This window comes from uncultured Candidatus Kuenenia sp., assembly GCF_900696675.1.
GTDB classification, from domain to species: Bacteria; Planctomycetota; Brocadiia; order Brocadiales; family Brocadiaceae; genus Kuenenia; species Kuenenia stuttgartiensis_A.
On sequence record NZ_CAADGZ010000029.1, the window covers coordinates 1 to 20,392 of the forward strand.

At 40.7% G+C, this 20,392-nt stretch carries 21 protein-coding genes; 6 read left to right on the forward strand and 15 right to left on the reverse strand.

Features of this window, described 5'->3' with window-relative positions:
- The first annotated feature begins 195 nt into the window (after nucleotides 1-195).
- The 5 genes from QZT26_RS06520 (at nucleotide 196) to QZT26_RS06540 (ending at nucleotide 2,835) form a co-directional block, all read left to right on the forward strand.
- Nucleotides 196-420: a type II toxin-antitoxin system HicB family antitoxin gene (locus tag QZT26_RS06520; RefSeq protein ID WP_295101296.1), complete on the forward strand. Its 225-nt coding sequence runs from the start codon at nucleotides 196-198 to the stop codon at nucleotides 418-420.
- A complete protein-coding gene (locus tag QZT26_RS06525) occupies nucleotides 417-545 on the forward strand; it encodes a type II toxin-antitoxin system HicA family toxin (RefSeq protein WP_099324929.1) in 129 nt (42 codons plus the stop codon). Before QZT26_RS06520 ends, QZT26_RS06525 begins: the two co-directional genes overlap by 4 nt.
- Nucleotides 529-801: a hypothetical protein gene (locus QZT26_RS06530; RefSeq protein WP_099324928.1), complete on the forward strand. Its 273-nt coding sequence runs from the start codon at nucleotides 529-531 to the stop codon at nucleotides 799-801. Before QZT26_RS06525 ends, QZT26_RS06530 begins: the two co-directional genes overlap by 17 nt.
- A 10-nt stretch (nucleotides 802-811) precedes the next feature.
- Nucleotides 812-1,006 (forward strand): hypothetical protein, encoded by a 195-nt coding sequence (locus QZT26_RS06535; protein ID WP_295101298.1) that lies wholly within the window; start codon nucleotides 812-814, stop codon nucleotides 1,004-1,006.
- Between the two features lie 83 nt (nucleotides 1,007-1,089).
- Nucleotides 1,090-2,835 carry a carbon starvation CstA family protein gene (locus tag QZT26_RS06540; RefSeq protein WP_295101300.1) on the forward strand — a complete coding sequence of 582 codons (1,746 nt, stop codon included), beginning with the start codon at nucleotides 1,090-1,092 and terminating at the stop codon, nucleotides 2,833-2,835.
- A gap of 91 nt (nucleotides 2,836-2,926) precedes the next feature.
- On the opposite strand, the gene QZT26_RS06545 is transcribed toward QZT26_RS06540, so the two are convergent.
- The 13 genes from QZT26_RS06545 to QZT26_RS06605 form a co-directional block, all read right to left on the reverse strand.
- Nucleotides 2,927-3,238 carry a hypothetical protein gene (locus QZT26_RS06545; RefSeq protein WP_295101301.1) on the reverse strand — a complete coding sequence of 104 codons (312 nt, stop codon included), beginning with the start codon at nucleotides 3,236-3,238 and terminating at the stop codon, nucleotides 2,927-2,929.
- Nucleotides 3,238-4,998 (reverse strand): Hsp70 family protein, encoded by a 1,761-nt coding sequence (locus QZT26_RS06550; RefSeq protein ID WP_295101303.1) that lies wholly within the window; start codon nucleotides 4,996-4,998, stop codon nucleotides 3,238-3,240. Before QZT26_RS06550 ends, QZT26_RS06545 begins: the two co-directional genes overlap by 1 nt.
- A 1-nt stretch (nucleotide 4,999) precedes the next feature.
- On the reverse strand, nucleotides 5,000-5,827 hold the full coding sequence (grpE, locus tag QZT26_RS06555; RefSeq protein WP_157820484.1) for a nucleotide exchange factor GrpE: 828 nt from the start codon (nucleotides 5,825-5,827) through the stop codon (nucleotides 5,000-5,002).
- A 166-nt stretch (nucleotides 5,828-5,993) separates the two neighbouring features.
- Nucleotides 5,994-6,290, reverse strand: a complete 297-nt coding sequence (locus QZT26_RS06560; RefSeq protein WP_164994440.1) for a DnaJ domain-containing protein — start codon at nucleotides 6,288-6,290, stop codon at nucleotides 5,994-5,996.
- A 549-nt stretch (nucleotides 6,291-6,839) separates the two neighbouring features.
- Complete coding sequence (locus tag QZT26_RS06565; RefSeq protein WP_295101304.1) at nucleotides 6,840-9,239, reverse strand: hypothetical protein; 2,400 nt, start codon at nucleotides 9,237-9,239, stop codon at nucleotides 6,840-6,842.
- Nucleotides 9,240-9,512: 273 nt separating this feature from the next.
- Nucleotides 9,513-10,229 (reverse strand): sulfite exporter TauE/SafE family protein, encoded by a 717-nt coding sequence (locus tag QZT26_RS06570; protein WP_295101305.1) that lies wholly within the window; start codon nucleotides 10,227-10,229, stop codon nucleotides 9,513-9,515.
- Between the two features lie 99 nt (nucleotides 10,230-10,328).
- On the reverse strand, nucleotides 10,329-10,901 hold the full coding sequence (locus QZT26_RS06575; RefSeq protein ID WP_099324919.1) for a winged helix-turn-helix transcriptional regulator: 573 nt from the start codon (nucleotides 10,899-10,901) through the stop codon (nucleotides 10,329-10,331).
- A gap of 68 nt (nucleotides 10,902-10,969) precedes the next feature.
- Nucleotides 10,970-11,479 carry a UpxY family transcription antiterminator gene (locus QZT26_RS06580; RefSeq protein WP_099324918.1) on the reverse strand — a complete coding sequence of 170 codons (510 nt, stop codon included), beginning with the start codon at nucleotides 11,477-11,479 and terminating at the stop codon, nucleotides 10,970-10,972.
- Between the two features lie 160 nt (nucleotides 11,480-11,639).
- Nucleotides 11,640-12,497 (reverse strand): HEAT repeat domain-containing protein, encoded by an 858-nt coding sequence (locus QZT26_RS06585; RefSeq protein ID WP_099324917.1) that lies wholly within the window; start codon nucleotides 12,495-12,497, stop codon nucleotides 11,640-11,642.
- Complete coding sequence (locus QZT26_RS06590; RefSeq protein ID WP_099324916.1) at nucleotides 12,497-14,005, reverse strand: phosphomannomutase/phosphoglucomutase; 1,509 nt, start codon at nucleotides 14,003-14,005, stop codon at nucleotides 12,497-12,499. The genes QZT26_RS06585 and QZT26_RS06590 overlap by 1 nt, the downstream gene beginning before the upstream one ends.
- Nucleotides 14,006-14,032: 27 nt before the next feature.
- A complete protein-coding gene (locus tag QZT26_RS06595) occupies nucleotides 14,033-14,605 on the reverse strand; it encodes a flavodoxin family protein (RefSeq protein WP_157820483.1) in 573 nt (190 codons plus the stop codon).
- Nucleotides 14,606-14,777: 172 nt separating this feature from the next.
- The gene (locus QZT26_RS06600) at nucleotides 14,778-15,719 is read right to left on the reverse strand and encodes a UDP-glucuronic acid decarboxylase family protein (protein WP_099324914.1); all 942 of its coding nucleotides are present in this window, start codon (nucleotides 15,717-15,719) and stop codon (nucleotides 14,778-14,780) included.
- Between the two features lie 203 nt (nucleotides 15,720-15,922).
- Entirely contained in the window at nucleotides 15,923-17,170 is a 1,248-nt protein-coding gene (locus tag QZT26_RS06605; protein WP_295101306.1) for an FAD/NAD(P)-binding oxidoreductase, read from the reverse strand.
- 153 nt (nucleotides 17,171-17,323) lie between these two features.
- On the opposite strand from QZT26_RS06605, the gene QZT26_RS06610 reads away from it, so the two are divergent.
- Nucleotides 17,324-18,442, forward strand: a complete 1,119-nt coding sequence (locus tag QZT26_RS06610; protein ID WP_164994442.1) for an XdhC/CoxI family protein — start codon at nucleotides 17,324-17,326, stop codon at nucleotides 18,440-18,442.
- Here the strand turns inward: QZT26_RS06610 and QZT26_RS06615 are convergent.
- Complete coding sequence (locus QZT26_RS06615; protein ID WP_164994443.1) at nucleotides 18,423-18,809, reverse strand: Ig-like domain-containing protein; 387 nt, start codon at nucleotides 18,807-18,809, stop codon at nucleotides 18,423-18,425. The genes QZT26_RS06610 and QZT26_RS06615 overlap by 20 nt on opposite strands.
- Nucleotides 18,810-19,054: 245 nt before the next feature.
- Nucleotides 19,055-19,486 carry a peptidylprolyl isomerase gene (locus QZT26_RS06620; RefSeq protein WP_164994444.1) on the reverse strand — a complete coding sequence of 144 codons (432 nt, stop codon included), beginning with the start codon at nucleotides 19,484-19,486 and terminating at the stop codon, nucleotides 19,055-19,057.
- Nucleotides 19,487-20,392: the final 906 nt, after the last annotated feature.

The window sequence follows — 20,392 nt, forward strand, 5'->3', positions numbered from 1 at the left end:
TTGACGGAGAAAGGCCAGAAGTTCTCTTGTTCACTGATGACCGCTTCAGCCCTTGATATTAAAGCACTTACGGAAATGGCGGCATGAAAAACACGCATAAAAAACAAGAAATTGATGGATAGTAGTACGAAGGTATTAATTCATGGCAATAATTTGGTTTTTTGAAAAATTCCGGTAATGTAGGGGGTCGAACATATGGTCACATATAAATTTTCAGTAATAATCGAAAAAGACAGTGACGGTTATTTTGCCTTTTGTCCTGAATCCCAGGGTTGCTATACACAGGGAAATACTTATAATGAGGTATTGGAAAATATCAAAGACGCTATAAGGGTTCATATAGAAGATAGAATCGCAAGCGGTGAAGATATTCAACAATCTGACTCTGTGAGTTTGACCCTCATGGAAGTATCAGTATGACAGAGAAGTTGCCAAAAGTCACCGCAGGAGACACAATCAAGGCATTAGAAAGAGCCGGATTTTACTTTTCCCGACAGAGCGGAAGTCATAAGATATACGAGGATAAAGATGGACAACGAATATAAAGAAACATACGCAAAGCTATACAAAATTTACAAAAAATATCAGAAGAAGTATAAGCATAACCCGGACTCACACCAAATGTGTTGTATGTGGTCAACGGTTAATCCCCCAGATACAATCGAAGATACTAAGCCAATGTATGAAATAGAGAAAACTTTTGAGATAAATTTTGACGAAGACGAGGCGCTTGTGCTTTATGATATGGATTTAGATGAAGCAGCTCAAAGGATTATTGAGATAAAGAGGGGAAAATGCTAACAAGGCCTTTATGCAGGAACTTGCCGAGGCGGTAAGCGCATTAGAAAAGATTTGTCTTGTAGTAACCTTGCCGTCGAGTGTTATTGAGCATTATGATGAGGGTATAGAGAAGCTCTATCAGCAATTACAAAAGGTGGCAGGACGCGTTGAGAAGATTTACACCTCGTACAAGGTTTGGGAACGAGCCGTGTATCGTTTACGCTGAATAGTTACGGAAAAGATGCTATTATCAAAACCTGAATAGTAGTTCTCATATTTTTTTAACTTATATTACGAAAAAACATACCAATGAATCCCATTTTTATTCTGTGCATTTCCGTTGTCTGCTTTTTGCTGGCGGGTAGATTTTACTCCAGATTCGTATCAAATACCTTGGGAGTCGATTCCGGAAGAAAAACCCCTGCGGTAGAAATAAATGATGGACGCGATTACGTGCCCACTGCAACCCCTATCGTTTTTGCGCATCATTTCGCGGCAATTGCCGGAGCAGGGCCAATAATAGGCCCTGTTATGGCACTAATCTACGGATGGGGTCCCGCATGGTTATGGATATTACTAGGCGGGATATTCTTCGGCGCCGTCCATGATTTTTCCGCTCTCTTTATAAGTGTGCGGGAAGGGGGGAAATCTATTGGCGAAATCGCCAGAAAGTCATTTGGCCCGGCCGCGTTTGTTATGATCATTTCCTTCGCCATCGTCATGCTGGTTCTGGTTAATGCAACATTTCTCAACGCATCCGCAACCGCCCTGACTTCAATCATTGATAGTACACATATCGGTCTCAGCAAAGACCAGAAATTCTTTCGGTGGGCAGATGAAGCAGGGGGCAAGGTGCTTATCGGCGGAATAGCATCGATGTCGGTTATTATTGTCACCGTTTTTGCGCCGCTGATGGGCTATCTTTACATTAAACGCAACGTTTCTGTCATAAAATGCTCTCTTTTCGCTATTTTTATTTGTATTGTTTCGGTTGCCGCCGGAATCTATATGCCGATAACCATGGAACCAAAACACTGGATGTTCCTCATTTCCCTGTACACCATCGTTGCGGCCGGTGTACCCGTCTGGTTATTTTTGCAGTCGAGGGATTTTATTAATGTGCACCTTCTCTATATCGGTCTGATATTGCTTTTTCTGGGAATTATTGCATCCGGGATACGGGGTGTTGAAGTAAATTTCCCGGCAAATAATATGAAAGAAGGTGCATTGTATCTCGGTTTCCTGTGGCCCGGACTTTTTATCACTATTGCGTGCGGGGCTATTTCCGGATTCCACGCACTTTGCGCCGGCGGCACCACCGCAAAACAAATCAAATCCGAAGGCGCTGCGCATACGGTGGGCTATTATGGGATGCTTCTGGAATCGTTTCTTGCCCTTTGTGTTATCATTACCGTTATTATGGGACTCGATATGGTCCAGTATAAACAGCTTGTATTTCCCTCTGAAGAATCAGGATTTAAATGTAATCCGATATTAACCTTTGCCCTTGCGCTCGGACGCTCTCTTCACATCGGGCTAGGATTGCCGTTGCCTTTAGGGATCCTCTTCGGAATGCTTCTTTTAGAGGGATTTGTCATTACAACTCTTGATACCTCCGTAAGATTAAACCGCTATCTTTTTGAAGAACTATGGAGAACGGTTTTTCAACGCACACCGAAGATGCTTGGATATTATTGGGTAAATTCGGGGATGGCGGTTGGTTTAATGATCGGGCTTGCATACAAAAATACGGTAAGCAATATATGGTTAATTTTCGGGACGAGCAACCAGCTTCTTGCGGCATTTACCTTAATAATAATTTCATTCTGGCTGCTGTCAAAAAGAAGGAATCTATGGCTCACGGCAATACCCGCGGTATTTATGATCATCACTACGCTGACAATGCTCGTTGGAATGCTTGTTCGCCAGTTTATACCAAAGGGCAATGTGCCGCTTATTATTGCAGATGTTGTACTTCTCGGCCTTTCTTTCGGCATTATTTGGGTTGCGGTAAAAACACTACTGAACTACAGGAAAACTATCATAACAATTTAGTAGGGGCGAAGCATTTGCCCGTTTGGGTATGAACGCATTTATGACAATTTATAGTAAATGCTTCGCCCCTACGCTATTCGCAATCAGTGAATTAGTCTTCTTCACTATGGCAGTGATTTTTGGTCCGGCAATGCCATTGCATGGCGTCCTCATATCTTTTTTCTGCAACATTTGCCAGAAATGCCAGCCTTGCGGCATTGGTTGTTTTTTTTAAACGCCATGACCGCGTAGCATGGTCTAGTGCCTCTCCTGCATTCCCCGTTTCCAGCTTTTCCCTGCCCAGCGAAACTTCCTTTTCTGCAGCCAGCAGGATTGTTTTTAATAATTCCAGTTCACAGCCGCACCTTACACATTCCGGTGAGTCCGGATTTATCTTTTTGCAGGAAGGACATTGAATCTCCATCACTCCTCCAAATAAAATATAATGTCTTCAAGGGATTCATTTATCTCCGACAACCCCACGAGATCATGTTCGTTTACAGCCTTTTCACTCTTTTCCAGTAAATTGCGAATATCACTTTCGTCCTCCGGGGATATTGAGTCCATAAGTTTCTCGGCGCGCCTTCTCAAGTCTTTAGTCCTGGCAATGGCATCACTTTCTTCTGCAGGAGCTTCATGGCCTCCATCCTCTTTCGTTATAAGCTTAAACTCTTCGCTGTCAAATTCTTCCTCTGAAAACAGCGAAGCAACATTCTTTTGCGACTCAATGATGTTGAAGTTTGATTCAACGTCTTTGGTATCCATTGTGACTTCCTTTGAGAGTCCCGTATTTTTTTCAACCGCAGTAACCTTCAGAATCCCGTTAATATCCAGTTCAAGGTTTAAAATGATTTTATTCCCGGCGGGCGCCTCGCTCAGCCCCTGAACCATGAAATTGCCGATAAAAATGTTGTCCTCTGCAAGCGGTTCTTCTCCCTGATAAATATTGACCTCTACCGCCTCCTGATTATCAACCATAGTGCCAAATACTTCGCCTTTGCTCACGGGAAGGGGTGTGTTGCGTTTGATAATAGGAACAAACACATTGTGATGAATTGCCCCGTCATAGTCTCCGACAGCGCTGGTGCCAAAGGTGTAAGGAGTGATATCCACAAGGATGGATTGCGTTTTGTGTCCGGCAATAATACCCCCCTGTATTGCCGCCCCCATAGATACTATCAGGTCGGGGTTGATTTCATAATGCGGTTCTATTCCAATCTCCTTTGTAATGATTTCGTGGACTAAAGGAGTCCGTGTTGAACCGCCGACTAATATTACCTTATCGATATCGCCCGGGATGAATGATGCATCCTTGAGGCACATATGGATACAGTCCAATGTTTTTTGCAACAACGGACGTATCATGGACTCGTAATCATTCCTGGATATCTCCATTTCAAGGTGCAGTTCCTTACTAATAAATTCTTCTCTAATCTTCGCAAAAGGGTGGTCAGAAAGCTCACGTTTTGCCTTTTCCAGGGTATTAAGAAGCCTTCTTCTTGCCCTTATATCTTCATTTAAATCGACGCCATGTTCTTTTTTAAACACCTGCAATACATGATTGAACAACAATTGATCAAAATCATCTCCGCCTAATTTGGTATCGCCGTGACTTGCCAGCACCTCTACTACCCCATTTTCAACAACGACAAGAGACACATCAAACGTGCCGCCTCCCAGATCATAAACAAGAAGCTTGTGATTTTCAGGGTGACCGGCATCGTATGCAATAGCCGCAGATGTAGGTTCATTGATAATCCTTACCACATCCAGGCCGGCTAACAGTCCGGCGTCCCTGGTTGCATTCCTTTGGCGGTCGTCAAAATATGCAGGAACGGTAATAACCGCTTTTTTAATCTCACTGCCAAGATATTTTTCGGCGTGTTTTTTAAGCGTAAGCAGGATGAAAGAAGATATCTCTTCGGGACGGAACTCCTTTTCCCCCAAACGTACCTTGACATCCTCGCCCATTTTTCTTTTTATGGAGAAGATTGTAGATTCGGGACTCGAAACTGCCTGGTTTTTCGCCGTTTTCCCTACAATAAGCTTGCCTGTAATATCAATGCCGACACATGACGGCATAATCAGATCATCGTCCACCGGAATAACCTTTGGTTTTCCATTCTCCAAAATGGATATCTCTGAATTCGTGGTGCCAAGATCTATCCCAACTATTGTTTCCATGCTATACCCTCCCCTGCGTTTTTGATATCTTTACCTCTGCCAGTTTAATAACTCGTTCTCCCTGTAAGAAACCAGGCGATATTTCTTCTATCACCATATGAGGCAAATGTTTGTCCGTATACTCAACGGCAACTGCATTCATTTGGCCTGGATCAAATAATCTGCCGAGCGTTTCCATTTTTGTAATACCTTCATTTTTCAATAAATTTTCTAAATAACTATACGTAATCTCAAAACCTTCCCTGAACCGATTCCAAACGTTTTCCCAATTACCGTAATTTTTAAAAAGTTTTTTTTTCGGCGGGGTATATAATCTTTCTTTTAATCTTCCCATCCGTTCAAAGACATCAATCACTGCCAGAAAACGGCGCTTGTTTGCAAGCAGTTCTTCTTCCTTTTTTCTCGCATCTGCCTGACCCAGCCGGTTTTGTATATCAACAAGGACATTTTGAAAACCCGCCAGACTTTCTCCAAACCGTGTTAAAACGTCATGATTTCTCCGCCCGCCTTTTCTCACCTCATTTCTGAGAACACAAAGCTCCTCATAGAAAGAATAGATATCCGGTTCATCATCCGTAAATTCTACGCGGGGGATTTCAGATAATTCATTTAACCATTGCCTGAAATCACGTTCCATTTCCGTCTTCCGGAGTTCTAAACAAATGTCTGTATTTACCGGTTCATTTTTACCGGCGAGATCTTCGACATTCAGGATTTCGGGGTTTTGGATTTCGATTAGAGATTCCTCTTCGGAAACCGGAATCCGGGAATTCGGGATTTGGGATTCATCTTTCATCGGAATCGAGGTTTCGGGTTTCGTTATGCGCATATTATCATTTTTTTGTAACCTACCTGAGAAAAAAACTTTTGCCAGAAAATTAACCAATCTTCTTCGAAAATCTGAGTAGAAAGTGGGGATCTTATTAGTGTTCGCCATTAAAATTGCTCTAAATTATTATTTATAAAAAACCTGAAATGCACACATTCGGGATTCATCAAACATCACTAAGCAGCTCCTTCAATCTTTCAAAACCTGGGGGTTTTCGCTTATTCGTTACTCCCGCATGCAGCAATAATGCCTCAAATGGACGATTAATTGGCATATCTCTGTTAAATACATAATATTGCAACCGTTTTCTCTCATCCCGTATCAGATCATATGCATTGGCAATTTTTTTGAACATTTCCGGCGCCCTGTCTGGCGGATGTTTTTTTACCAACTCCAGATAAGCATTACGGATCGTCGCATCGTCTGCTGAGAGGCCAATACCTAAAATTTCATACGGAGTCATTTTTCATCACCTTTTGATTTAAACCTTCTGCTTTCCATAATCTGAAATCTGATAATTACCTAAGCTCGCATAGCAAGAAATAAAAAATACGAAATACGAAACAAATTCCAAAATCCACCCCCTTACTCCCGCCGACGGGGAACATTCTCCCACTTTGGAGGAGGTAAGGGGGTGGATTCGTATTTAGCATTTCGTGTTTCACTATTAAATATTTTGCCAAAAAACGCAAAGAAATTACTGATAAAGTGTAACTATTCAGCGTAATTTATTAAACCACCGGAGATCAGAACGTAACGCGTTTCCAAACCTTGTACTGAACATAGTGACGTATCTGTTTGGAAACGAGCCGCGTATCGTTTGCGTTGACTAGTATAACGTTTCAATAAAATATCTACATTGATACCGTCATTGCGAGCGACAGCGAAGCAATCTTAAGTCTTTTTGGGAACAAGAGATTACTTCGTCGCTACACTCCTCGCAATGACATTTTTTTACGTACACATTTTAACGAAACAATGTAATAGTTACGATAAAGTACTAATGGTTATCCTATTTTTTCTTTTTTTTGTGCGCCCTCTTTGATGGAGATATTCCTTCAAATATTCTTTTTATTATATCGAAACCGGAGTCGCCATCCTCGTCGAAAGCATCAAGCATATCCTTGGGGAAGGGGCCATTCAAAATATTCTTAGTCTCTAAAAATTCCCGTAAGTTCTCCACCTCACTTTTCAATTCACGCACCAACTGCAAATTATTTCTCTTTTCCGCCAAAAGCAGTATATGTTCAAGTTCCTGAAGGGTTTTTTCTGTCGGGACTACTCGTTTGCCTAACTCTCTTAAGGTAAGTTTATGGTAAAGAAATAATGGGGCTTCTTTGTCTTCCTTCAACATTTTTGCAATATATCTTTCCCCGAGTTTAAATTCTTTCTCTTGTAATGCAAATTTTACGATCCTTGATGCATCTGTTTCGGAACATGGTGCCCATAATGTTTTAAACGCATATTCAACAATCCTTTTTTTTTCACTTACCAGCCATTGGGGTTTGCTAATCTCCGATATATAAGAATAAATATCTATTAATAAAGCAACATTGGCGGGGGTGGGTGCGTTGCGCCATGCATTGTCAAGCTCGTCGTAGCGTTTTTGTATATATATATCAGGCACACCATAACACCGGTATACCAACTGTGTAAAATAAATAAGCGGGAAGGGACTCTCTGTGTTGTTTAGCGCCAAATGAAATAATTCATTCCCCCGCTCTTTGTTCTGGTTTTTAAACTCAAGACCAGACCATCGTGCGTAAATATAGGCAATCCCTCTGTTAAAATCATGCGAACTTTTTATTCCAATGTTAATTGCTTTGCCATACATTTTTCTGCCCTGTGGTATCTGCCCTTTATCAAAATTTAGCGGGGCAGCTCGCAGATATGCCAGAGCCAACTGTTTCTTAATTTTGCTATCTAACGGATCAAGGCGGTTTGCCTGCTCCAAATACTTTATTCCCTTCGCAAATACATTGCGATTAACACAGCTAATCCCCGCGTTGGTTAATATAAAAGGGTCCTCGGGGAATATAGCCACCAGTTTATCCAACAGTCTGTTTAACTTCTGTAGTTTGCGGGTTTTCCCGTACACTATTAATAATTGCAAACAGGCATCCTTGCTGCCTTCGTCACGGTCAATACTCTTTAGTAAATAGCGTTCGGCGAGTTTTGCATTTCGGAAGCAGACTTCATCTTCCCTATGTTCCATCCAATGAAAAGGGGAAGGTTCATTTTTTTCTTCGACGGCAAAACTCCCCCCCAAATGTGCGTACACAATGGCTTCAATTTTTTTATTTTCGCCATAAACCTCTTTATATACATCGAGAAAATCTTCCCATATACCTGCATATTCCAGATCACTTAACCTCCAGCCCCTAGAGAGAAAACATTCGGCTTTTTTTATGAGCAAATTTTCAATTTTTCCCTGATCAGTTAATGAGCGGTTGTTTATAATACCTTCTATAAAGTCCTCGGCATCATCTGCCCTCATATAGTAAATACTACTGAAATAAAACCTGGTAAGGGTGCCAACAATGCCTGTTTCCTCTGAAGGAAAATCCGAAAGTCCGTTACGAATATACCTGTATGAATTAAGATGATCGCCTTCCTCCCAAAAATAATCCGCATCGGGCAATACATGCGCAAGCTCTGGATATCCCGACAAATAGCATATCTTCCTTAAAGTCTTTTTGCTTAGAGTCTCAGGCAATTTTTGCTGCGTATTATCCATGAGTACCATAAACGCCTTTGCGGTATCGTGCAACAGCGTGTCTGCGGATATGAGGGAAAAAGCCAATTTCGCCTTTTCATCCTCATTTGTATAAAAGGCAATACTCCCTTTTATAAATAACTTCCAATGCGAAAATACGGAGTTTCGTCCTATCTCTTTTACTTCTGCCCAGGCTTCATCATAACGTTCATGTGCAATATTCTCCAGCGCCTTGTGTATCGCAATTATTTCTTTATATATTTCCGGATTGTATGACTTAAAAAAAGAACTGTCATGGAAACGCAAGACTATTGCATCTGCCATCCCTGGAATTTCGTTAATGCCCGGCGCCTCTATGCCTTTCGACAAAAGGGAAATATACTCATCTGCCGCAGCGGCATAATCGCCCCTCTTAATTGCTATTTTTACCGCTAACAAATCATCGCATTTTCCGCCCGTTATCTCTTTTATCTTAACTACAATATCCTCAACATTCTCCCATTTTTTGTTTTGAATAAATGTATCCGCTAATGCACGATAACTGGCCAGGAGTTCGCTGCGATATTTTTCATTGTCCATCCAATAAAGTTCTTCAAAACTCTCCATTGCCTCCCGGTATCTCTTTTTATCAAAATCATCTCTGGCCTTATGCTCCAGCATTACCGGAGAAAGGTATTTTCTCTTTTTTTTGGTCATTGTTTTTTTTCGTAGGTTTACTATTGATGCTTATGAGTATTGAAGTTTTTTTAGCAGTGGATAAAAAAATGAAACAAAATGTATTTAATATAATACAAAATTAATAAAGCAAATTAAATGAAATTTAGCGATAATTTGCCCAACCATAACATAGACAAACCAGTGCCAAACAAATACGAAATATGAAAGGGGAGCCGCAGATTACACCGCTTGCACAGATTAAAAAAAATCGTAACAAGTAAATTTTCAAAAAACCAAAGTGTTGCCAAAATTTCATTTTATGAGAAACCATAGTCCAAATCCGGTAATCACAACTTCGATAATTCTCATAAATACCTGAATAGATAATCTCTCTAATATGCTCTTTCCAACGAAGGAGCCAATGACCATTACCGGACAAATAGAAAGCCCACATACCCAGGTAGATGATGAAATCGCACCAAAACTCTGATAAGAGACAAGCTTTACAACGTGTATTGCCGCAGTCCCTAAAGCCTCGGTTCCGATGAACGCACCCTTGATGAGCCCGTATGAAAGATAAAACGGCGCAAGAAAAGGACCGGCACTGCCGGAAATTGCAGAAATCAAAGAAAACATGGACCCAATGGGGGCAAACCAATGCGGGCGGAATCCTGTGATCAGACGTCCGCGCCAATGCCGCCAAATGACGGAACAGATTAAAAAGCCACCCAAAATCCTGAGAAGACCGGTATCTGGTAATTTGGTGAAAAGCCAGGCGCCTAGAATGGAAAAAGGAATGGCTCCGGCAACAAACCAAAAAACGACAGGAAGTTGTATAAATCGCCGGTTAAATCCAACACGGCTCAGGTTGCCAACAAGCTGGGCAACGGCATACATCGGAACAGCATCGCGCACCCCAAATATTGCGACCAAAACAGGAAGTAAAATTATACCTCCACCCGTACCGGCAATTGCAGCAACAACAGATGCTATAAGCGCAGAAGATAAAATAAGTAGCCATTGTTCCATTATAGTGTTATTTTCTGGCTCAAATTGGGCAAGTTAACCTACAAACAAACAGACATTTGCGTTGGTATGCATTCTCGGCTGAAACCGGGGGGGGAGGCGTTATACCCGTATATCTACAATTTTGACTGAATCCGGTACATATTTTTTTACAGCAGCAATATCCGGCTCTTTTGTTAAAAGCAGGTAATCTGGAGAGCAGATACTTATTTCTTCGAGTCCGATGACATGGTAACCGAAAATTCGAATCTTCATCTCATCATCAACCACAGCGACCAGATCTAATTCTTTATCCTGGATCACTAAATACGCAATTTCCATAAGGTCAGTAACGCCATAAAGTGCAACACGGGTTTGACCGTTAAAAGGGATCTCTTGTACCTTGCTTTCAACATCTTTTCTCACCGCCTTGTAAAAACGAAAATTTCTGTTTAAAAAATTATAGGCAATCTGCGTCTTTTCTGTAATCCCTTTTGAAGTTAAAATATAGCGAATCTTTCTTGGGTTTGTACCCAAAACTTTTATCAACCCCCTCTTTGTAAGTTTTTTTATCGCAAAGTTTATAGAAGCAACGTTAATGCCCAACTGCGTGGATAATTGGCGCTGGGAAATCCGGTCGCTGTCCGACAATTTTTCAAGGATATTATATTGTGTGATTTCTTCGTCGTTTGCCATACATCTTTATTTATTATCTATCTGATTTTAATCTGAAAAAAGATTACCGGTATTAATTTGAGGCAACACTAATCAATTGATTCAATATCCGCTATGCTAATCTCTGCTGACGTAGATTTTTGCAAAATGTCTATAGAAACTACAACGCGATAATTCGTCTTCCTTTTGACCAGTAGTCCCTCTAAACCAATGAGCGGGCCTGAAACAACCCGGACCTTCGTGCCTTTTTGCAAATATTTGTAAGGGTCTATCGCAACATTGCTGTTTATCAAGGTCTTTAAATTGTTTATTTCTGCATCCGGAATAGGAGAAGGAATAAAGTCATCCTCGTTGCCAATAATCCTTACCACTCCCCGTGTGCTTTTTATTTCATATAGATTATCCAGTGTTATATTGACAAACAAATACCCTGGAAAAAGAGGAACATCAATAAATTTCTTTCTGTCCCGTCTGCGGCTGATTGTTTTCACTAGTGGAAGGAAGGAGCTGATATTCTTTTCCCTTAAGAAGGAATCTACTTGCTTTTCGTGACGAGATCTTGTGTGAACTGCAAACCAGTAGGCAACGTTTTTTTCCATGTTTTTAAAAAACCTCCCGCAGGGTAATAAACCTGCGGGAGGAGCGGGGCCTCACAATTGGGAGATGTGAGAAATTGTGCAATTTCTACTGTTTAAAAATATAAACGTTAGTTAATTTAAACGATTATTTATTGAATGTCAATATAAAAAACAAAAATGGTTACTTGTTTAGATCGTCCAGAATTTCCTGTGCTATTTCCCGAACGGAGCCATCTTCATCATTAAGCGCCTGCTTAATGATTTCTATAGCCTCCTTGCTCTCTATTTCGCCCAATGCCTCTACGGCGCTTTCGCGAACCCACGGATCTTTGTCTTTTAGAGCGGCTTTGGAAATTGGTTTTATTATAGATGCGTCATCTATATCTATTTCCAGCAATGCATCGATGGCGCTTAACCGTACGTCTACATTTGTATCTTTTTCCAATGCCTTAGCAATAATTTCTATTGCTTTTTTATCTTCAGTTTCTCCCAGGGCTATTATAGCATCTTCCCTTTTTTCGGCATCTTCATTTTCCAATGCGTCTTTGGCAAGCGCTTCAAACTCAGGGTCTTTTTTCTTTTTTTTATCTTTTCGTTTGATTAATTTTTCTGGTGGTTTTTGGCTTGTTGGCGTGTAAATTTCTTTCGATTTATTGGCGCTGACTATTGATATTTTTCCTTCTTTTAATTCGTTGGGATCATAACTGAAGGCGTAATTTTTGTCTTTCAAAATCCTGCGTATCCCTTCTCTGATAGGAACATCCTGATATTCCATAGTGACTTTTGTGTCAATTGAATCGGTCAGCCATATTCTTGCGCCGCTTTGCGTCATAATTTCCTTTAACACCTTTTCCAGCGGGGAATCTTCCAGTTTTACGGATAATTTCCCATTTGTAAATTTAATATCAAAGACCTCCGCATCGGCGTTTGTTCCTATGCCGGTAAATTGAGGGAGGGACAGCAGGAAAAAGGCTGCAATCGCAGCATACATGGCAATTTGTGAAAAACTAAGTCGAATAAGAAAGGCTGGTGTGTACATTATCTCCCCTCAATAATGCTGGTAAGCGTTTTTTTCCCCTTTTCCATTATTTCCGGTGTTTTTCCTTCTACATTCAATCTCAGAAGAGGCTCTGTATTTGATTTTCTGACATTAAACCACCAATCGTTGTATTCAACGGTAATTCCATCAAGGTAGTCTATTTTTGCGTTAGGAAATTTTTTAACAATTTCTTCTAATTTCGCATCCTTTTCTTTCACCTTAAAATTTGTTTCCCCCGAGGAGCAATATCTTTTTAGCGGTGCGAGTATGCTGGAAAAAGGAGCCCGTCTTAAACTTAAAAGTTCCAGGATCAAAAAAAATATGATAATTCCCGAGTCGGAATAGTAGTTATCCCTGAAATAATAATGTCCGGAAAGTTCTCCGCCAAATGGTGCGTTTTTTTCTCGTAAGGCGGCTTTCATGTATGCGTGGCCTACCCGTTCGCGACAGGGAATTCCACCTGCGGCTTTTATTTCTTCCGGAACGACCTTGCTCGACCGGAGGTCATATACAATCGCAGCGCCTGGTTCCTGTTTAAGAAATTTTTGCGCTACCAGCGCGGTAATAATATCGCATCCTATTATCCTCCCCATTTCATCTGCAAAAATACACCGGTCTGCATCTCCATCAAAGGCAACCCCCAGGTGTGCCTTTGTTTCTTTTACTTTGTTTTGCAAATCTTCAACATTTTCAGGTTTGAGTGGATTTGCCTCGTGGTTTGGAAAGCTCCCATCAAGTTCAAAATATAACGGAATAATTTCTATTGGAAGCCCTTCACAAACGAAAGGAATAATTTTTCCGGCCATACCATTTCCCGCGTCCACAACAATGCGAAGGGGTCTTAGGTTGTTTGCAAATTTCATTACATGTTTTTTATAATCTTTAAAAACATCATTTAAGATTACCTTTCCAAGCTGGTCAATGCGGGGCGGATGGTATTGTTTTGTTAATTTTGCGATTCTTTCTATTCCTGTTTCAAAACTGACCGGCATTGCCTGCTCTCTGCATATCTTAAATCCGTTATATTCCGCGGGATTATGCGATGCCGTTACCATTACGCCTCCGTCATAAGCGTAATAACCCACGGCAAAATAAGTCATTTCCGTCGGCACAACGCCGATATTTATCACGTTTGTTCCAGTGGAACAAATGCCTTCGATAAGTGCGTTTGCCAATGACCTGGAAGAAGTCCTCATATCTCTGCCAACAACGATGTTTTTTGAACGAGGGTTGTTTTCTTTAAAAAACAAGGCAATGGAAGTTCCTATCTTCCGGGCAGTCAGATCATCAAGTTCTGAAGGATATTTTCCCCGAATATCATAACTTTTGAAAATACCCGTTGATACCGTTGTTTCTGATTTTGATTGTTCAGTATCGTGTTGCGCTTCTACTTTTTCCAGACATACATTGCATTTTGGGTAATTTACCCCTTGCCGGCCTTTGCATACTGAATCGCTGATCTCGTAAGGCTCCCCCGGACAACGATGTTTTCTTTTTTGATTTCCCATAAAACTACTCAATTAAAATCTAATACATCAGATAAATAATGTTTTGCCGGTATCAAATGCTTGTTTAAGGATGGCCTGTTTTTTATATACCGCCCCTTTTTCTTCCAGTTCTGAACACAGCATATCACCGGCATATTCCGCATCAATGACGTGAAAAAAAGATTTCACTGTTTTTATTGCCCCGGCAAAAAGTTCCTCACTCTCATGGCGTGCGGCAGTGGCAATAAAAAAACCTTTAGCGGCAACCCCATCTTTCCTTACCGGGAAATGTAAAATATATTTACGCGACCAAAATACCTGAAAACGGTCAATAAATGCCTTTAGCTGTGCGCTCACGCCCATAAAATAAATGGGAGACGCCACGATTATGCCACCGGCTTCAACAATACGGGGATATATTTTTTGCATATCGTCATTAACTGCACAAATCCCCGTTTGCATGCATCTTCCGCATGAAATACATGGGCTGAAGCTCAAATTCCGCAAAATAATCTTTTCTACGCATATGCCATTCGCTTCAATGCCCTTAATAAGATGATCGAGTATTATATCAGAATTCCCACCACTGCGGGGACTGCCAAAGACCGCAATAACTTTCACAAAAATACCTCAGTGATATGTGAGGACAAGCCTCATATTTATAAGGACAGATTAAAATCACTCAACAATGTAGTGCTGATTGCTTTGTTAAAATCTGCGCAATCAATGGTTCACGAAATTTCTTCCAAAACTTGATTCATATATGAAGATAATTCGCATATAGAATTTACTGTTATTTATTTTTGTTCAACGTGTCCTGGAAATATTTTAAGGTCTTTTGCAGACCAATATCCCTGGAAACCCTTGGCTCCCAATGCAAGAGGCTCATGGCTTTGGATATGTCCGGCTGCCGGACTTTCGGATCGTCTACAGGAAGTTCCTTAAATACAATCTTGCTTTTGCTGTTAGTAAGAGAGAGTATCATTTCTGCCAGTTGCAAAATCGTTATTTCTTCAGGGTTCCCTATGTTTACAGGATTATTTTCCCCTGAAATCAGCAATCGGTAAATGCCTTCCACAAGATCCGATATAAAACAAAAACTCCTTGTCTGGGAACCGTTTCCATATACGGTAATATCTTCGCCTCTTATTGCCTGGCACATGAAGTTAGGGAGGGCACGCCCGTCTTTAATGCGCATTTTCGGCCCATAGGTATTAAATATTCTGACTATTTTTGTATCCATATTGTGATATCGATGGTATGCCATCGTCATTGCTTCCGCAAATCGTTTCGCCTCATCGTATACGCCCCTGGGACCTACCGGATTAACATGTCCCCAATAATCCTCCCTTTGGGGGTGTACCTGGGGGTCGCCATATGTTTCAGAAGTAGAGGCGAGAAGAAATCGCGCCCCTTTTGCCTTTGCCAGCCCCAGACTGTTCAAAGTGCCAAGGGAGCCGACCTTTAGTGTTTGTATGGGATAATTTAAATAATCAAAGGGGCTGGCGGGAGAAGCAAAATGCAATACATTATCGATGCGACCATCTACGTATATATAGTCGCTTACATTGTGTTTTATAAACCGGAAACGGTTATTTCCAATTAAATGAGAAATATTATCCGGACTGCCTGTCAAAAGATTGTCTATACAGAGAACTTCATGTCCTTTTTCTATAAAATAATCACAAAGATGCGAACCAATAAATCCGGCACCTCCTGTTATTAGCGTTCTCAATCAATATTCTCCCAAATTCTGCAAATATCATTATTAAATAGTGTTATGTTGGATTTTACCGCTTTTCCATTTATATTCAAGCGTGAAATCTTGTTAAAATAATCTGTAACTTCTCAATAAGTTGAGGTTTTTATAATAATTTCTACCTTATTCCCCGTTAATAAAGGGGACGGGGGGAGTGTTTTCCTCAATTTATTGAGAAGTTAAAACAATTTTGACAGGTCTTCTATGCTCTTTTCTTCCTGATCGATTAATTTATCCATATTTGAAAAATCACTTTGCTTCTCTATTGAGTCTTTTAATTTTACGGTGATTTTGTGTCGGCCGCAAACAACAGCACCAACAACTCTTCCCTCTTTTGTCGTGACCATAACATATTCCTTCGGGGTTTTTCCTTTGAAATAATTTCTTTTCCCCCCTTTCATCCGTAGATTGCCTGTTCCAATAAGATTAAAAAAAAGATCCCCTACCCGCTTGAAATAATTTGACGTTGTCTCATATTTCCTCAGCCCTCCTCCCGCCATGTTGTTGCCGGCAATGTCGCCTTGCGCTATTGCATTTATCCAATTGGTTTGAACAATATGTTTTTCAAAAACAGGATCCATGATTTGCGCCGCATTACCGGCTGAAAAAACAGCATCATCGTCATCATGGCTTCTCAGATACCTGTCAACCAAAACGCCATTCTCTATTTTCAAGCCGCTGTCTTTTAGCCAGTCAACCGCATGGGTTGTGCCTATTGCTATAAAACAAAGATTACTGTCAAATCTTCTTCCGTCCGTTAACAGTACCGATGCTAATTGATTGTTTGTCCCTTCGAGTGACTGAACCTCTGCATTGGTAATGACTTCAACCTCCATATTTTTAAATTCATCACGTATTAATTTACAGCCATATTCATCAAAAAAGGGGTCGCCTAAACTATTTCTCCTTACGAGAAAGACAACATGCAATCCTGTTGTCCTGAATTCTTCTGCCATATCCATGCCCAAAAGACCTCCGCCAACCACAACAACCTGTTTTGCGTCCCTGACGGCAACCTTTAATCTTTCAGCCTGAATCAAATCATGCATAGTAAAAACGCCTTTGAGGCGGCTTCCCGGAAATTTAGGTTCTATTGGCGAGATTCCCGTAGCAATAAGAAGTTTATCATATCCATAGATATTCTTTTCAGATGTCTCTACAACTCTCTTCTTCTTGTCAAGTTTTGTTGCCCTTGTTCCTAAATGAAGTTGGATTTTTTTTTGCACGTAAAAATCCTTTTTTTTCACCATAATCTCCTCAATGCCTATCTTTCCCACAGCGTATTCCGGAATTCTTGGACGGTAGAACATGGGGGTCTTTTCTTCAGATATTACGATAATTTCCGCATCACTGTCCAGATTACGTATGCGCTCCGCCGCGGTAATACCGGCAGGCCCGCTGCCCACAATTAAATATGCTTTTGCCATAAAGCCTCCAGTACATTCACGTAAAATAAATGGCGTTATTATGATTATAATTAAACCAAATACATGGTATTATAACAGCTACGTATAATCAAATTATTCTTACATCCTGCACATAATTACCGATAGGATTTTTCTTTATGCACTTTTAACGATATGTACGAAATTTTTAAAGAAATTCTTCACTTAGCAGAAACAAAAGAACCTTGTGTATTGGTTACTGTTGTTTGCACAAAGGGTTCTACCCCGCAAAAAGATGGTGCAAAAATGTTAATCCGCAAGGATGGCAGTAGTGTTGGCGCTCTCGGCGGCGGGTGCATAGAAGGGGAAATATGGTCGCAGGCAAAACAACTCCTGAAAGAGCATGGCAGGCCTGTGCTCCGCACGTATGATTTGAACGAGGAATTCTCTGCAAGAGACGGCATGGTATGCGGAGGAACTATGTCTTTTTTTATTGACCCACTGACAACACCACACCCCTTTGAAACATTTGCAAAAGGAATACTCCTTGCCTATGAAGGATACGCCTCTCTTGCCCTTGTAACAATCGTAAACGATAGAAGGGGGAAACATGCCCCGGGGGCAAAATTTATTGTTAAGGCAAACGGCATAAAACAGGGAAGCCTGGGTAATGAAACACTTGAAAGGGAAACAATCGGGGTTGCCGGAAATATTGCTCTTCACGGGGGGAAAATATTTTTTCAGGCAAGTGACGGAACAGATATATACATAGAAGGATTTCGGACGCGGCCAGCACTTATCCTAATCGGGGGAGGACACGTAAGCAGGGCGGTCTCGCGAATAGCCGCTATGCTGGACTTTGACATCTCTATTGTGGATGACCGTAAGGATTATGTTCAAAAAGAAGATTTTCCTGATGCAAAAGTATGTATCGTCTCCGACTACGGGAAGTGCTTTGAGAATATTCCGTTTACCCGGAATAGTTATATAGTTGTAGCCACACGCGGGCATCGTTACGATGATCTGGCCTTGTTTGCCGCCGCGCAAACGCAAGCCCGTTTCATAGGGCTTTTGGGCAGCAAAAGGAAATCGATGGAAATATTCAAAAGTCTCTTGAAAGAAGGTGTTTCCTCTGAGAAGATCAAAGAAATACACGCCCCTGTAGGCCTGAATATCGGAGCCGTTACCCCGGAAGAAATAGCAGTAAGCATTATGGCTGAAATTATAATGATTCGCTATGGCGGCGACGGTTGTTCGTTAAAAATGCCAGCATCAAAAGTAAATGCAAATTCCCTTAATGTTCCGAAAAAATAACGTCAATCGAAGCATCCCTCCCCTCAGCGGAAAAGATAATTTTCGTTCCTCCCGGGGAAATGCCATATATCGATACACTGGCTTTGCCCAAAGAGTCTGTCGTAATTTCTTCCGGTTTTACCACGGCTACCGTTGGAGAAGTGCTGAATACTTTAATTTTTGCGCCTGAAATTGGCATGCCTTGTTTATCCAGCACTTCAATGAAACCTTTATTTACCGATCCGGAGTGTGCATTCAATTTAAAAGGAGTTGCAAACAAATTTATTTCATCGCGGGGGGCAGGTGTTTGGGCACATGAGTTTAAGAGGAAAAAAGATAATACTCCTAAAACAAAAACCACTTTTTCACACACATTTTTCTTTGGCATATACACCATTTATCGGTTAGTGTGCCCTGACAAAAAATTCAAAGAATATCATGAAACCTACCAAAACAAAGATCAAGGCGCCGGACATAATTATATACATTTTTAAATTCATAAATGGCTGTACCTTCAAACACAATAAAACTGTCGTTTATTTGCAGTTCCAAACGTTAAACAAAATAAACAAGCTTCTTCCGTTCAAAAGGCGTTTCTTCAACGGTATTTTATGGGACAATAAGATAAAACATTTAAAGAATTCCTACAAGAAGAACATCAAAGGTCAGGTCTTTCCCTGCTAAAGGATGGTTGCCGTCTAGTGTGACGCTATATGCAGAGACCTCCGTTATTGTCGCAATTACCTCCCTGCCGTCTTCATTGTTTCGCATTTGTATTTGCTGGCCTACTTTTGGCTCTACGTTGTCCGGGACCTGGCTTCTATCCACCTTTAATACCATTTCATTATAATAAGGGCCGTAAGCCATGCCAGGTGGAATTGTTGTCGTCCTTGATTCGCCGGGATTCATCCCTACTACCATTTGTTCAAAACCAGGAATTAATTGCCCTTCTCCAACGATAAATTCCAATGGTTCACGGTTCACGGAAGAATCAAAAATCGTGCCGTCCTTTAATTTACCAGTATAGTGAACATGAATGGTATCGCCCGGTTTTACCTGTGCCATTTTTTTCTCCTTTCATTTCAGACTTAAGGGTAAAAGTAAAAAAGTTTAAAAATATATCACCAACTATTACATTCACTATTTGCAGAGTCAAAAAATGATAGGTTTTACATGGCAGGAATAAAAAATATCCGGTAGGGCTATTCCACGTAATTTGAATGCATGACAAGCCGATGATTTAGCCTGTATAAACAGGTCTTTTCCTGATAACAATGCGGAAGAGATTTCCAGAGAAATGTATGTCATTTTCTCAGTAACAAAAAAAATAACATTTCTCTCCATTCATATCAAGAGGTAAATGGATTGCAGCGCATAAGTGGCGTTAAACAAAAATGAAAGAAATTGTAACTATTCAGCGTAATCTATTAAACTACCGGAGATCAGAGCGTAACTCTTTCCCAAACTGATACTTCACTATGTTTAGTACAAGGTTTGGAACGAGCCGTGTATCGTTTTACGCTGAATAGTTACGAGGAATCTTGTGATTGTGCTTTTTCATTTTCTCAATGTACCAAATATTGCAAAGGCACTCAGAAATTTTGCGGCAATACCTTTTCTTTCATTTCAAATGCTCCGCTGGTAATGTAGAGAACAAAAAAACACTTTATTTCTCTCTCTCATTACTACTGGGATACTCCTGTTACATTTTGTTTGTTTTGCTCATTTTTGCCTATTTATATGGAAATTCTATTGTTTTTTACTTCTTTCTACACTTATTGAAGGGATCTTTTGGCACAAATTCTTGATCCGCGTCTTTCGTAGGGGGACTTTGACGTTGCCGTGATAATTACCAAAAAACATTTGAATTTTGGTAATACTTTCACTACCATTACAAAATATCTAATAAGCAAATTCCCATTATCTATCGGTTGTTGAAAGCCGTTGGCAGATCTATTGTCGCTAATCCTG